The following is a 16,684-nucleotide window of genomic DNA, read 5'->3' as shown; positions in this document are numbered from 1 at the left end:
TTGGGTTGTAGTGTTGTTGTGGTGGAAGGTGGATGTGGGAGAGGGGGGGGGGGGGGGGGAGGGGGGGGGGGGGGGGGGGGGGGAGTAGGGGAGTAGGGGAGTGGGGGAGTAGGGGAGTAGGGGAGTAGGGGAGTAGGGGAGTAGGGGAGTAGGGGAGTAGGGGAGTAGGGAACCCACCCCTAACCCCTCCCAGGAGGGGAAAATAGAAAGATTTACTGTTTAAGCACTCATGATAAGTTTTTTCCAGATCGCTATTATCCGGACATGATATTACGCAAATTCTTAGACAATACGCTATCAGTAGAGGGCGTTTTGCGTTAGCAAATGCCATTCCCCCCTACTAGATATGGTAGTTATGCGTAAGCCCTATAATTATTAATTATTCATTATTCATTATTCATTATTAATTGTTTCCTCTACTCCCTACTTAGCAGCTCTCATCTCTCCTTTACTGAGACGATCCATATAATTTTGTAAATCCTTTGCTAGTTGACCACATAAGAAATAGCCTCCCAAGATATTAGGAAAAGCCATCGAAATCAGAGTCGCATCACTAAAATCAATCACTGAAGAAGGGTTTGATACCGAACCAACAAAAGCAGCAACCAAAAACAAGATTTTGTAAATAATCAATCCCTTACCACCAGACAAATAATCCCAACAACGTTCGCCGTAGTAACTCCAAGAAATCATTGTGGAAAACGCAAAACAGAAAACAGCGATCGCTAATAAAATTGGAAACCATTCCAAAACAGTACCAAAGGCAGCAGAAGTTAACTCTGCACCTTTCTTAGCTTCGCGCAAAGCAGCAAATTCATCTGCACTATATACCTTAGTAATCACAATTACCAAAGCAGTCATATTACAGACCACAATAGTATCAATAAATGGTTCCAACAATGCTACTAAACCCTCGCGAATAGGTTCATCAGTTTTGGCCGCAGAGTGAGCGATCGCTGCCGAACCCACTCCAGCTTCATTAGAAAAAGCGGAGCGCTGAAACCCTTGAATAATTACGCCAATAATACCACCCTCTACTGCCTTGGGAACAAAAGCACCAGAGATAATAGTAGCGATCGCCCCAGGAATTTCTGCAATATTAACCAAAAGAATAAATAAACAAGCCAAAACATATAGCAAACACATCAAAGGTACAAGAGTACTTGCCACCATACCAATGCGTTGAATTCCACCAATAATTACTAATCCAACTAAAACCACCAGCACCAAACCATAAACCCAATTAGGCAAACCTGGCAATACATTAGCAACTGCACCGTAAGACTGATTGGCCTGGAACATATTAGCGCCACCGAAAGCAGCAGAAATGCACAAAATAGAAAATACCACAGCTAACACCCGGCCTAAAGTTCCCTGTCCCTTTTCTGCTAAACCTGCCGACAAATAACGCATTGGGCCACCAGAAATAGTACCGTCTGATTGAACAATGCGATATTTTTGAGCCAAGGTACATTCCACAAATTTACTGGTCATGCCAAAAAAACCAGCAATTGTCATCCAAAATGCAGCACCAGGGCCACCGATACTCACAGCTACAGCTACACCTGCGATATTACCTAATCCTACTGTTCCGGACAATGCTGTTGCTAAAGCCTGAAAATGAGAAACTTCTCCTCGATCATTGGGGTTGTCATATTTTCCGCGCACGATATCAATAGCGTGTTTAAAAGCTCGAATATTAATAAATTGCATTCGGATGGTGAAAAATATTGCACCAACAATTAACCATAAAACTATGAAGGGAAAGCCGCCAATACTAAAGAAAAGAATTTTAAATATTATACCTACAAAACTTGAAAAGGTTTGATCGATGGTTTCAATAAAAGTCTGTCCTGTTTCAGGTTCTTGGGCTAAGGCAACAGTTGGTATTAACAGAAATATGAGTATATATAGCCAAGTTTGTCTTTTCATTTTTCAACTTTACTTACTAATCATTTTTGTTGAATTAGACACTTATACCATGAATTTACAAATATTTCAGGTACATAGAGGTCTGATATATATAAATAGGCATTAAAGGCAAAATAAAGAAGTAGTAAAAATTAACACTCACATCTATTTTTCCAGCTAGATTACAAATTCATTTCATAAAGTTAGAATACCAATAAATATTGGATTTTAGTCACGTTCAAAATATTACATTTTATGACGAATGAAATCAACAAATTACTAATTGTAAAATTACACTTAATTTGTTTGTTAATTGTTTACATTGAATTTACTATGACTACAGTCATTCTAATCAAATCGATATAATTTTTAGTTAAATTGAGTACAAAAAGAACAAATTTATTGATTGATATAGTAATTTCATTTGAGTTGTGTAAAAAACCTGGTAGCTTTTAGGCAATAGGCAACAGTTCATTAATTGATAATTGATAATGGATAATTGATAATTAGTAAGCATTCAGCTATTAGCCATCAGCTATCAGCAATAAGATCCTGTGCTTAAGAAAGGGGTTTACATGAATATAGACTTTGGAACTGACTTTTGTAGTAAGATTTTTCGTTTCTCAATTAAGAAAGCTTTTATCACTAACTAAAAGCAATAGCTGATAGCTGATAGCTGACGGCTGAATGCTTACGATAATTACCTCGGGTTTTAACCGCTCTTGGTTGAATATAAGGAAATATTATTTCTTCTCTTGGTTGATCAGTTATCATTACCTCTAGCTGTCTTTGAAACTGTGGTAAAATTTAATTTTATCGGTATTGGTGATTTGAGGTATGAAATCAGTAATTTAGGTAAATTAAGAGTCATTCAAAGATGGCAAAATTAGATGTTGTCTTTACTTAATTTCAGGAAAAGCACCTTTCTTTCTCCTGAATTCCCCTCCTGGGAGGGGAGTAGGGGAGTAGGGGAGTAGGGGAGTAGGGGAATAATTTTTTTTGCCCAACTATGCGCCAGAAATGCGCTCCTTTTTGAGCGTGAAGAGCTAAAAGCCAAGGTATTTCAGACATAAAAAGGCTAAAACCTTTATCTGGCAATTATTTGAGATTTATTCAGCAAACCCTAATTAAAATTAATATCATACCTCAAATCAGCAACGCCATTCGATCGAGGTTTACTTGAAAATTATGTGGCAACACGCAATCATTACGGGTGGTTCTAGTGGTATAGGTAAAGAAATAGCTAAACTACTAGCTACAGAAGGAAGCAATATATCAATTATTGCTCGTAACCCGAAAAAACTGGAGGCAGCAAAAGCGGAAATAACTGCTACTATCCTTAACCCAGAACAAAAAATTATTACTATTCCCGCAGATGTTGCGCACCGGGAAGCAACAGAAACTGCTATCGATCAAGCAGTCAAAGAAATAGGTACACCAGATTTGTTGATTACTGCTGCTGGTATTTCCCATCCTGGTTATTTTCGAGAGTTACCAATAGAAATTTTTGAGCAGACGATGGCAATTAATTATTTTGGTTCTCTCTATTGTGTGCGAGCGGTTTTACCAATGATGGAACAACAAAAAAAAGGGCATATTGTGATGATTTCCTCTGGTGCTGGTTTGATTGGAATTTATGGTTATACTCCTTATTGCCCTAGTAAATTTGCAATTAGAGGTTTGGCAGAGTCTCTGCGTGGAGAGTTGAAGTTGTCTGGAATTTCTGTTTCTGTAGTTTATCCACCAGATACAGATACGCCACAGTTGGAGGTAGAGAATAAAACTAAGCCTTTGGAAACTAAACGTATTACTGCAACTTCTGGAGTCTGGAGTGCTGAAGATATGGCTGTTGAAATTGTACGGGGAATGAAGAAGAAAACTTTTGCGATCGCTCCTGGTTTAGAAATGACTTTGCTGGATAAACTCCATAGTTTATTGGCGCCAATAATTCAGTGGTATATGGATTTAATTGTGATTCAAACTTTAGGGAGTAGGGAGTAGGGAGTAGGGCAGGGCTGTTTTATTTTCGCGAAACACAGAGAGGGGAACAGAGAGATGTGGATAATCAAGAACATATTCCATACTTCAATGATTAAATTCACTGGAGAAAGGGGGATATTGACTGATTTAGTTAGCGGAATAATTACGCTAATTTTTTTCGTATACTTTATAATTAGGATACTGTATTTGATGAAATTTAATATATTCTTCAATAGACATCTCCAGAAAAGAGGGAACAGGGAACCCACCCCTCGCCCCTCCCCCTCCCAACCCACCCCTAGCCCCTCCCAGGAGGGGAGGGGAATAATTGATAATTTCTGGATAATAATTGATTTTATTTTTAATTTTTGGAGATGTCTAATAAATCTACCTTGAAATAGAATGCCAAAAGCACTATATTTTCCATTACCTTTAGTTTTAATTGTTTTACTTTTAGGGCCCATAACATCATAAGTAAATTTTAATTCTTGTTCAGAGCTATTTTGAGTAAAACTTGTGAATTCATCTTTAATTTCTAGCCAATTATCTTGAAAAATTTTGAGAAAAGGAAATTGCTTTGGATCATCTAGATGATACTCATTATAATTTTCCATTATCTTTTATATTCCTGAAAATGATTAAGAGTTTTTAGATTTTTACAGAATTTATATAGTATACAACTATCCTAAATATTATAGTACCTTGTCCATGATATTATCCTATCATTATCATCAATAAGCAGTAATATAAAATCCGGATAATTACTATATCCAAGTCATTGCGACGGTTATTCCGTGGAAGGAAGCAATCTCAAGGGCGCGCGGAGATTGCTTCCTATCGTCGATAGGGACGACTGTTTAACCGGATTTTATATAATATATAAATTGTATAAGTTGTCTGCCAAATTTTATATATTGTTGAACGTGTTAAACAATCAAGAAATTATCTCCAAATTATCAACTATCAAAACTGCCATTTTCCCCATAACCTTAGCTATTTTAGTAGGGTTTATCTTAGACTGGCTCAACTTTCCCGTCGGTTGGTTGCTAGGGCCAATGATTGCCGGGATTATCTATGCGATCGCTCAAGGTACTCCCCAACCGTTACCCAAAATCATAATTATGTTGGGCAAAGCAATAATTGGTATTGCTACAGCATTTCGTTTTTCCCCAGAAACAATTAGTTTAATTAGCACTTACACTATTCCTGTAGTGTGGTGTATTTTCATCACTGCTGCCTTAAGTATATTCAAAGGCTATCTGTTGTCAATTTTGAGTGGAGTTAACCGCTCTACTGCTTTTCTGGCATCTATTCCTGGCAGTGCTTCTGTTATGGTTGCGATGAGTGAAGAACTAGAGGCAGACTCTATTGCTGTTGCTATCCTCCAGTATTTGCGATTGTTATTAGTGGTATTTATCATACCAACTGCCACCATTTTGATGTTTCCAGCTATTGATCAGGCTCAAACTACAACTTTATTAGTATCAGGTAAAACAAACATACCCATGTTTGGGAATTTATTAGTAATAGCTGGATGTTGTGGTTTAGGAATTTGGGGCGGAAAATTATTACGTTTGCCTTCCTCTGCTTTTTTAGGTAGTTTTATCGTTGGGTTAACCACCTTATGGGGAGCGCCATATCAATTACAAGTTCCTCAATGGTTATTTGCAGTCGGCCTCCTGTTAGTAGGAATTTTCATAGGCGTTCAGTTTGACTGGGAAAATGCTCGCAAATTGTGGAAAGCTATTTTAATTGATATTGGACTGGTAATAGGATTAATTATTGCTTCCTTTGGAGTAGGTTATGAATTTTCTAATTTAACAGAGGTAGACTTAATTACTTCTGTGTTAAGTTTCACCCCAGGGGGGTTGGAAGCAATGATCGCAACTGTTAATGAGTTGGGTGGTGATGCTGGTTTAGTGTTGGCAATTCAACTTACCCGAATGTTAATTATTATCTTACTTGGGCCTGGGTTGACAACTCTGATATTTAAGAGAATGAAAAGCTCTAGTGCCGCTACGCGGAAGTTAAAAGTCAAAAGTTAAAAGCGAGTGTGTAATTCTGAGGAAACCTCAGAATGTAAGACACACTCAAGACAGTCAAAAGTTAAAAGCGAGTGCCTAATTGGCGAGGTTTCCTACAGGGTTTATAAAGTGCGGTTTTCACAGAGAGAGGTAGAGTACAAAGCTTCTGCCGTCTGCCGTCTGCCGTCTGCCTTCTGCTTTACCTTCTCCAAAGTGTAATATCATGTCCGGATAATAGCGTGATGAAAAAACTTATCATGAGTGCTTCAACAGTAAATCTTTCTATTTTCCCCTCCTGGGAGGGGTTAGGGGTGGGTTCCCTACTCCCCTACTCCCCCGCTCCCTTACTATCTTAATTATAAGTATTCAACCGGATTTAATATTAGTGGCATGAACAGGAGGATCGTTGCTACAATCTCTAGAAGAAAAATACGATAATATTGTGAAACTAAAAATAGTGTCGTTCCCTAATTTCTCTGTTTACTTATAAATTAATGTTATATCTGCCTCCAGAAGTCTTTTATGAAAGCTAATAAAGTAGAATCTTACAGTATAACAGCTCTGACTGTAATTTTAGGGATATTGGCTACAAATCCTGCCAAATCTCAACCTATAACCCCCTCAAACGACGGCACAGGCACAACCGTAAATCAAAACGGCAACCAATTTAATATTCAAGGTGGTACTCACAATGGGACTAACCTCTTCCACAGTTTTGACCAATTCAACGTTAACTCCGGTCAAACAGCTAACTTTTTCACTACTCCAGATACTCGCAACATTCTCGGCAGAATTACGGGTGGAGACGCTTCTATAATTAATGGTCTCATCCAAGTTATCGGTGGTAATTCTAACCTCTTCCTGATGAACCCCGCAGGCATAATGTTTGGTCCCAATGCTAGGCTTAATGTCCCTGCTTCATTCAGCGTTACTACTGCTACAGGTATAGGTTTTAACAGTAATAATTTCTGGTTTCAAGCCATGGGAACAAATGATTATGCCAACCTAGTAGGAAATCCCAGTGGCTATAAATTTAATGTATTAAACCCAGGCGCTATAGTTAACGAAGGAAACCTCAGTTTAAACCCAGGTGAGAATCTCACTTTGTTGGGTGGCACGGTTATTAATACAGGGCAACTTTCTACAGCAGGCGGTAACGTTACGATCGCAGCAGTAGAAGGAGGTAGTACCCTGAGAATCTCCCAACCTGGAAATTTATTAAGTTTGGAAGTAGGTGCAACAGCAGCGAATGGTGAAGTTCTTTCTGGTATAAACCCCTTATCTTTACCTGAACTGTTAACAGGTGGAGAAATAACTCAGGCCACATCTATGACTGTGAATGGAAATGGTGATGTGGTGTTGATAGATTCAAATACAATAATTTCTGGTACTGTAGGAGATGCCATCGCTTCTGGAAATATAGATGTATCAACAACTTCCCCCCTTTCAAAGGGGGGGCAGGGGGGATCTAATATCGGAGGACAAGTCAATGTGTTAGGCGATCGCGTAGCCCTCATTGGCACAAATATCAACGCCAGTGGCATAAATGGAGGTGGCACAGTATTAATTGGAGGTGATTTTCAAGGTAATGGAATAGTACCCAACTCTCAGCAAACATTTGTTAATAATAACTCATTTATTTCTGCTGATGCTATCACAAATGGTGACGGCGGTCAAGTAATAATTTGGTCCGATGGAGTTACTAATTTTTCCGGGAATATTAGTGCGACTGGAGGAGAATTTTCTGGTGATGGAGGGTTTGTTGAAGTATCTGGAAAACAACAATTAATATTTGATGGAAATGTCAATGTTAGTGCTGCATTTGGCACTCCAGGAATAATATTATTAGACCCAGAAAATATCACAGTGGGAGAGTCTGAAAATTCTGAAAATTCTGAAAATTCTGAAAGTTCTGAAAGTTCTGAAACAGAAATAGTAGATGATAATTCGGAAGTTGCATCTACAGAAAATTCTGAAAGTTCTGAAACAGAAACAGTAGATGATAATTCGGAAGTTTCATCTACAGAAAATACAGATTCTCCCACTACGGAAAATTCTGAAAGTTCTGAAATAGAAATAGTAGATGATAATTCGGAAGTTTCATCTACAGAAAATACAGATTCTCCCACTACAGAAAATACTGAAAGTTCAGAAACAGAAATAGTAGATAATAATTCGGAAGTGCCATCTACAGAAAATACAGAAGAAAATGTTGATAATTCAGAGATAACAGAAAATACAAATTTAGAGACAGAAATTGCCGATCGCTCAGAAACAACAGAAACAGAAACACCAATAGACCCCTTTGCTCAAGATGAAAATTCTGATGTAACAATTTCGGCAGAAAATATTGAGGAATTATCAGGAGATATAATTTTATTTGCTGACAACGATATAACAATTAATGAAAAGATAGAAACTACAGAATCTGTAGAGTTAAAAGCTGGACGAAGTATTAATATAAATGCCGATATTGATACATCAATTGGTAATGGAAATATTGGCTTGTTTGGTAATAATAATGAGATGAATATTGCTAATAGAAGTGAGGGTAAAGCTTCGATAAATCAACTAGATGGAACAACATTAAATGCCGGAAGTGGAAACATCAGAATAGAGTTAGGAAATTTAGGAGAAGTAGGGGATATAAATCTGGCAAATTTAACCACAACAGGGCAAGTTTTAGTTAATGCTAATGGGGGAAATATTGCCAGAGTTTCAGAGAATTCATTGATAAATGCGGGTAGTCTTTTATTTCAAACTTCTGGCAGTGGAGGAATAGGTTTAACTGATGCACCTTTGCAGTTGAATGTAGAAAATTTGGAAGCTGTTTCTGGTAATGGTGGAGCATTTTTTGATGTGTTGGGAGATGTGAATATTGGTGATGTGAGTGAGGATGTGGATGGAATTATTACTGCTGGGGGAGATATAGAAATTCGGAGTGCAGGAAATGTGACTTTAACAGAAAGTATTTCTACTTCGGAGCAAGATACTCCGACTGTGGAACAAGATGCTCTTTCTTCGGAGCAAGATGCTCTTTCTTCGGAGCAAGATGCTCTTTCTTCGGAGCAAGATGCTCTTTCTTCGGAACAAGATGCTCTTTCTTCGGAACAAGATGCTCTCTCTTCGGAGCAAGATGCTCTCTCTTCGGAGCAAGATGCTCTCTCTTCGGAGCAAGATGCTCTCTCTTCGGAGCAAGATGCTCCGACTGTGGAAAATAATTCTGAGGTGGCATCCACAGAAAATACAGAAATTGATATTGGTACAGGTGGTTCGATAAATATTGAAGCTACGGGAGATATTGTTGCTACGGGTAGCGGAATTAAAGCTAGTGGGGAAAGTGTTTCTTTGTCTGGAACGAATATTACGATCAATGATGAATTTGATGAATCTTCTGGGGATACGGATGTTAAGTTGGAGGCAACAAATAATATTACAGTTGAAGATATAGCAGATGATGTATTAGAATTTCTGCCTGGGGAAGGAGAGATAGAATTTCTGGCAGATGTGGATGGGGATGGAATTGGTGCTGTGACAATGTTGGACAATGAAGCGGATGTTGACAGCGACTCCAATACTATTGAGAATGGTGCGGATACTATTAAGACTAATGGGCGGAATTTGACAATTGCTGGTGCCAGTCTGGTTTTGGGGAATATTGATACTTCGGCGTTGCCAGTTGATTCTGGTGAGGAGTTGCCAGCAACTATAGATGTGGATGAAGATGAAGCGCTGGACTCTGGTTCTCGTCAAGGAAATGGAGGTGCTATCAAACTTAATGCTATCTCTGGAGATATTCTTACAAGTTCCTTAGATTCTTCATCTATTGATCGGGATGGGGGCAATATAGAAATAAATGCGGTAGGGGATATTAGCACAGCAGAGATTATTACTAATTCTGGTGAATTTTTTGTTAATGAGGATGGAATTACTGAGACTGGAGGTAGTGGTAATGCTGGTAGTATTAGTATAGAAAGTACAGGAGGTTCAATTGATACTACAGGAGGTTTAATTTTTGCTGGTTCTGGTTCGGGAGATGGAGGTGAGATTAATCTCACTGCACAAGGTGATATTACAACAGCAGATATAAATTCCTCTTCTGAGAGTGGCATTGAAAATTTCGATTCTGATGCTGCCAACATAGAACTCAAGTCAGGAAATGGAGGAGCTATCAATTTGACTACAGAGGGCAGTATCACAACAGGTAATATCAATTCTTCTTCTGATAGTAGTGTTAAATCTTCTTCTGTGGATAATGGTACTCTTCAACTCAACTCAGGGGAAGGAGGTGAGATTAATCTTACTGCACAGGGTAGTATCACAACAGGCAATATCAATTCTTCTGCTGATGCTGGAATTGAATCTTTTGGTTCTTCTGGCAGTCTTAGCTTTGAAGGCAATTCTGGAGATGGAGGTAGTATTGTCCTGGACTCACAGAGTGACATTACAACATCGGAGATTGATTCGTCTTCTTCTAGCATTGAAAATTCTGGAAATGGAGGTAGTATCATCCTGAATTCACAGAGCGATATTACAACATCAGAGATTGATTCGTCTTCTTATAGTTTTCCTATTTTTATCCCTGAAGGCAACTCTGGAAATGGAGGCAATATTACCCTCAATTCAATAGTAGGTGGTGATATCACAACAGAAAATATATATGCTGATTCTGCTGTTTATGGAAATGGCAACTCAGGAATTGGTGGAAGTATCAGCATAAACTCACTGGTTGGCGGTAATATCGTAACAGGAAATCTCGATTCTAGTTCTACTGTTTCTGGAAGTGGGAAATCACAAGATAGTGGAAGTATTAGGATTGATGGCAATGGCGATATCACAACAGGAAACCTCTATTCTAATTCTACTGCCTTTGGAAGTGGAAGTGCCAGTTCGGGAGATGGAGGAAGTATTATTATAGAGGGCAGTGGTGACATAACAACAGAAATTGTGTCTTCTAGTTCTACTGCTTCTGGTTCTGATAGTAATTCAGGGAATGGAGGAGATATTACTATGACTGCTGGAAGTACTATAACAACAGAATTACTTGATTCCTATTCTTATTCAAGTCAAGGGCGATCTGGAAATGGAGGCACTATTTCTCTAAGAGCAGACACAGTAAAGCTCAATATTCCAGAGTTCCCAGACATAGAACAACTGCAAATCAACACATTCTCAGTCGGAACAAACGGCTCTGGAAAAGGTGGAGACGTTAACATTAGTACCAATAACCTCAGTAATGCAGAAATATTGACACTATCTAGCAACTCCGAGTCAGGACAGGTGACAATAGAAAGTAAATCAAGAAGAAACCTTCTACTGAATGATTTATCCATCATCACCAGTAAACAGGTAAATGTATCTATTCTAACGTTGGACGAAATAACAATAGACGTAGGCAGCACAGAAGGGCGATCGGGAAATGTCAACATTTTCAGCTCAGGGAACCTCAAGCTCAACAACGTTACCATCGAAAGTGACACCAAAGGAGACCAAGATGCTGGAAACGTCTACATCGATAGCCAAAAAAACATCACCCTCGACAACACTGATATTATCAGTATCACCAGCGCCGAAGGAAATGCAGGCAACATCACCCTCAAAACCCCCCAAAACATCAAACTCACAAACAACAGCCAACTCCGAGTAAATACAGAAGGTACAGGCAACGCAGGCAGCATCAACATTGAAGCCAACAAACTCAATTTAGAGCAAGGCACTAGCTTAATTACAGAAACTTTTGCAGCAGGGGCACCAGGGGACATCACCATCAATGCCAACACTGTAGATATTGGCCAAGATGCCCAAATCAGTGCCACAGCAGTATTAGGTGCAACCAACACCGGAGATGGAGGCAATATTATCATCAACACCGACGAACTAAATATCAGAGGAAAACTTGGAATATTCGCCGAAACTGAAGCATCAGCAAATGCTGGTACCCTTACCCTCAGTCCCTACGAAGATAACCCAGACCTCAACATCAATTTCAGTAACGACGGTTTCATATCAGCCTCCACCTCCTCCACAGGCAATGGAGGTAATATTAGTATCAGTGCCCCAGAAAGCATAGATATCGCCGGAAAAGGATTCATCTCTGTAGAAACTTCAGACAAAGGAAACGCAGGCACTATCAATATTGAGACCCAAAATCTCACCCTCTCAGATGGAGTAGTTATATCAGCTTCTACCACAGACAAAGGAAACGCTGGAGCGATCGAGATCGATACCGAAGATTTCACTTTAGAAACAGGAACAAGTTTAACTACAGAAACCAATAATAAGGGAAAAGCTGGAGATATAGAAATCAACACCAGAAAACTAACCATAGGAGAAGATGCTCAAATTATTGCCACAGCAAGAGAAGGAGCAACCAACACCGAAGCAGGAGGTAACATTACCATTAATGCTACAGACTTATTAATCTCAGGCCAACTCGGAATATTTGCCGAAACAGCAGGAGAAACCCCCGCAGGTACTCTTACCCTTAACCCCTATAATAGAGATGGTAACCCACCCCTAACCCCTCCCAGGAGGGGGACAGGAGGAACAGGAGAGCAGGGAAGTAGAGAAAATCGTTCCGATCGCTTTGACTCTGACCTCAATATTACTTTCACCGAAAACGGTTTCATCTCTGCCAGCACTACTTCCAGTGGGGACGGAGGCAATATCAATATATCTGCTCCAGAAAATATAAATATTTCAGGGGAAGGCAGAATAACAGTTGAAACAGAAGGCAGGGGAAACGCAGGCATCATTAACATCGAAACAGAAAACCTCACAATAGCTGAAAACACAACTATATCCGCAGCTACTTCCGATAGTGGAAATGGAGGCAGCATCAACATTAACCCCAGTGAAAGTTTTCAACTCGAAGGTCAAATTATCACAGAAACTACAGGAGCTGGAGATGGAGGAAAAATTACTATTAACACAGGGGAACTCTCCGCCGAAAATAGTACTATCTCAGCCAAAAGCACAAGTACTGGCAACGCAGGCGCAATAGAAATTGTCGGCCAAGAAAATATCGTCACAGGCATTATTCAATCTTCTGCCTCAGAATCATCAGAATCAAAAGACACTGCTGACGGAGGTGATATTACTATTACCAGTGAACAGGGAGAAATCAATGCTACTCAACCCATCCAATCATTTTCAGAAAAAGGTAACGCTGGAGATGTCACTCTGACTGCCAAAACAGATGTGACTACTAATACTATCAGTTCCCACGGAGAACAACAGGGCGGTCAAATTACTATCATGACAGAAACAGGAAACATAGACACCAGTAATGGATTTTTGGCAAACTATTCTGGGGATGGAACTGGAGGCAACGTCACCTTAGAAGCATCCACAGGAAACATCACTACCAGTGACATTTACTCCTTTGCTGATGCAGATGGTGGTCAAATCTTCTTAAAAGCAGGAGGTGACATCAATATTACGGAAAATAGTAATGTTATTTCTGCCTCCGAACCACCAGAAAAAGAGGGGGAGCGGGGGAGAGGGGGAGACGCGGAGAGGGGGAGACGCGGAGAGGGGGAGACGCGGAGAGGGGGAGATATTATTCTAGAAGCAGGTGGCAACATTAATACCACGGCAGCAAGAATATATTCCGGTGCAGATGAAGGCGATACTGGAACAATAGATATTGTTGCGGATGACGCAATAGAAGTAGGGCAAATAGAACTGGCATCAGGCTTTGTCAGAGAAGAAAGATCGGTATTTAACAATTTCACCCTCATACCTAAACCCCAAGGAGAAGCTACCCAAGGAGTGGCAGGAAATATCAATATTACTAGCAAAAACGGCACAATAGACACTACAGCAGGAGTAATAAACTCTCGTTCCCCTGACGGCACTGGAGACATTAAACTCAATGCCAGAGAAAATATTAATGCAGGCAAATTAGAAGCTAGCGCCCTCAACGAAGCTCAACCAACTACGGGCGGAAACGTTGAAATTATTAGCGAACAGGGTGGAATCAATTCAAACCAAACAATAGAAACATTTTCAGAACAAGGTACAGCTGGAAATGTGAATATTCAAGCTGAAGGTTCAGTTAATCTAGAAAATATTCTATCCCAGGGAAAAATGCGTGGGGGCGATATTGCCATTGAGAGTCGCAATGAAAACAGCATGGATGTTCAAGGAGAGTTAAACACTTTTTCTACAGATGGTATTGGTGGGGATGTTACTCTTACATCTATGGGTAATATAAGTATTAGCGGAATTCGTTCAGAAGGGATACAACAGGGAGGTGACATAACATTGGTAAGTGAAATAGGGGAGATTAGAGCGAGGGGAGATATTACTTCTTTCTCAGAGGAAGGCAGAGGAGGAAGTATTGATATTGATGCCCCAGAAAGTGTGAATCTGGAAGATGTATTATCCTTTGGTGCCACTGACAGTGGGGATTTGAGAATTAAAAGTCAGACAGCAACAGTGAATACAGGGAATGTGATGACTCAAGCAGCGGACGGCCCCAGTGGTGAAGTTATTATTAATGGCAGTCAAATAACTACAGGAAACTTAAGTTCTTTGGGTACAGTCAGTTCAGGTATTATTCAAGTAGAAGCAACTGATGGCTCCATTACTACTTTGGATTTAGAATCTATTGCTTCAGAAGGCGAAGCAGGTGGTATCGATCTAGATGCAACAGGAGATATCAGCAGCGAAGACCAAACTGTATTTTCTGGAGATGGAGATGCCAATATTGATATTGATGCTGGCGGAGATGTTTCCGTAGGTAATCAAGAGGCGATCGCTAATCAAGGAGATGCTAATATTGATATTCAAACAGGTGGAGATATCAATGTCGAGAATCAAACTGCACAGACTAATCAAGGAAATGCTAATATTGATATTCAACCAGTTACTAATATTCCTGTACAAGAGCAAACTGTACAAGTCAATCAAGGAAATGCTAATATAGATATTCAACCAATTACTAATATTCCTGTACAAGAGCAAACTGTACAAGTCAATCAAGGAAATGCTAATATAGATATTCAACCAATTACTAATATTCCTGTACAAGAGCAAACAACTGTTTCCGTAAGTGAGAATCTAATTATTAATAATATTCCTAATAATACCAATACCGAAGAACAAATAGCGATCGCCCCAGAGGCAATAGAAACAATTACTAATATTGATACTGGCGACATTATTATACCAGTAGAAAATCTCAATGATTCAACCGAGATACCAGTAACCACCTCAACTGACACCACTGTCACCCAGACAGATAATAATCAATCCCAGTCAGTTTTACAGCCAATATCAAACAATAGCAATTTTTTCACCCTCACCTCTCCCACTAACTATAACCAAACAACCAATGCTGGCACTGCTCAAGAACAAACAGAAGCATCTATCAGCACTACAACTGACACCCAACAAATCTTAAAAACAATTAATCCAGTTAATACCCAATATCTAATAACAGCAACAGCTTCAGACCAAGTAGTAACAATGTTAGAACGAAACAGTCTCCAGGAATACTCAGATTACCTGGGAGCAGATTTGGAGGAAAAATTAATTTCTACACAAAGCGTCCGAGAAATCTTAAGCGACATGGCAAATCAAACCGGAAAAGAATCTGCCATTGTTTATATTAACGTCTATCCAGAACAATTACAAATAATCTTATATACCAAAGAAGGTCAACCAATAATCAAAACCATTCCCGAAGTCAACCGCGAACAAATCATGAAAGTTGCCCTAGAATTACGAATAAGAGTTGCAAGTCCGTCCTACCAAAATGATGATAGTTATCTATCACCAGCACAAAAATTATACAGTTGGCTCATTGCACCCATAGCATCAGAACTAGAAGCAGCCAACATTGATACCTTACTATTCAGTATGGATGAAGGTTTACGCACTTTGGCCGTAGCCGCATTACACGATGGCGAACAATTCCTGATCGAAAAATATAGCCTGAGTTTAATTCCCAGTGTCAGTTTAATGGATACCAACTATCGATCGCTTCAAGATACTCAGGTATTAGCAATGGGAGCAAGTGAGTTTATTGCTCACAATTCCCTACCAGGAGTACCTATCGAACTAGAAATTGTTTCCCAAAAACTATGGCAGGGTAGTATGTTCCTCAATGAAGATTTTACTCTTAAGAATTTAATTGCTCAAAGAGAAAGTTATCCTTATCCTATTATTCATTTAGCTACTCATGCTGATTTTAGACCAGGAAAAATTAGTAATTCTTACATTCAGTTGTGGGGTGAAGAACAAATAAAACTAGACCACATTAGGGAGTTGGGTTGGAATGAGAGTTCTGTCGAATTGTTAGTATTATCAGCTTGTCGCACCGCCTTTGGTGACAAAGATGCCGAATTAGGATTTGCGGGATTAGCAATAGCAGCAGGAGTAAAGTCAGCTTTAGCTAGTATTTGGTATGTCAACGATCGAGCTACCTTAGCATTAATGACTGAGTTTTATAGTCATTTGAATCAGACTAAGATTAAGGCAGAAGCTGTAAGACAGGCACAGTTAGCAATGTTGCGTGGGGATGTGGTGATTAAGGGAAACCAGATCAGGAGACTTGGAGAGCGTCGATCAGTAGAGTTACCATCAGTACTTGGGGAAATGAGTAATCGAAAATTATCTCATCCTTATCATTGGGCAGGATTTACTATGGTGGGTAGTCCTTGGTAGAGTAGAGGAGTGAGGGAGTGGGGGGAGTGTGGGGAGTGTGGGGGGCTAACTACTGAATTCAAATAATTGGACACGCATTAGACAAATATTAATAA

At 39.5% G+C, this 16,684-nt stretch carries 5 protein-coding genes; 4 read left to right on the top strand and 1 reads right to left on the bottom strand.

The window, feature by feature from the left end; all coding sequences use genetic code 11:
- Positions 1–423: 423 nt before the first annotated feature.
- Positions 424–1,932 (bottom strand): sodium:alanine symporter family protein, encoded by a 1,509-nt coding sequence (locus F6K54_RS12955; RefSeq protein WP_293078088.1) that lies wholly within the window; start codon positions 1,930–1,932, stop codon positions 424–426.
- Positions 1,933–2,666: 734 nt separating this feature from the next.
- Here F6K54_RS12955 and F6K54_RS12950 point away from each other — a divergent pair.
- The 4 genes from F6K54_RS12950 to F6K54_RS12935 all read left to right on the top strand — a co-directional run bounded on the left by F6K54_RS12950 (position 2,667) and on the right by F6K54_RS12935 (position 16,589).
- Positions 2,667–2,801, top strand: a complete 135-nt coding sequence (locus tag F6K54_RS12950) for a hypothetical protein (protein ID WP_293078086.1) — start codon at positions 2,667–2,669, stop codon at positions 2,799–2,801.
- Between the two features lie 298 nt (positions 2,802–3,099).
- On the top strand, positions 3,100–3,912 hold the full coding sequence (locus F6K54_RS12945; protein WP_293078084.1) for an SDR family oxidoreductase: 813 nt from the start codon (positions 3,100–3,102) through the stop codon (positions 3,910–3,912).
- Between the two features lie 902 nt (positions 3,913–4,814).
- Positions 4,815–5,936: an AbrB family transcriptional regulator gene (locus F6K54_RS12940; protein ID WP_293078082.1), complete on the top strand. Its 1,122-nt coding sequence runs from the start codon at positions 4,815–4,817 to the stop codon at positions 5,934–5,936.
- Positions 5,937–6,437: 501 nt separating this feature from the next.
- Positions 6,438–16,589: a CHAT domain-containing protein gene (locus F6K54_RS12935; protein ID WP_293078080.1), complete on the top strand. Its 10,152-nt coding sequence runs from the start codon at positions 6,438–6,440 to the stop codon at positions 16,587–16,589.
- Positions 16,590–16,684: the final 95 nt, after the last annotated feature.

The sequence above is a fragment of the Okeania sp. SIO3B5 genome, from assembly GCF_010692555.1.
In the GTDB taxonomy this organism is placed as follows: domain Bacteria; phylum Cyanobacteriota; class Cyanobacteriia; order Cyanobacteriales; family Microcoleaceae; genus Okeania.
This window is presented reverse-complemented; position numbering and strand designations above follow the sequence as displayed.

Excerpts from the sequence above, each read along its gene's own strand:
- F6K54_RS12955 (WP_293078088.1), bottom strand. The coding sequence starts at position 1,932 with ATGAAAAGACAAACTTGGCTATATATACTCATATTTCTGTTAATACCA.
- F6K54_RS12945 (WP_293078084.1), top strand. The coding sequence starts at position 3,100 with ATGTGGCAACACGCAATCATTACGGGTGGTTCTAGTGGTATAGGTAAA.
- F6K54_RS12935 (WP_293078080.1), top strand. The coding sequence starts at position 6,438 with ATGAAAGCTAATAAAGTAGAATCTTACAGTATAACAGCTCTGACTGTA.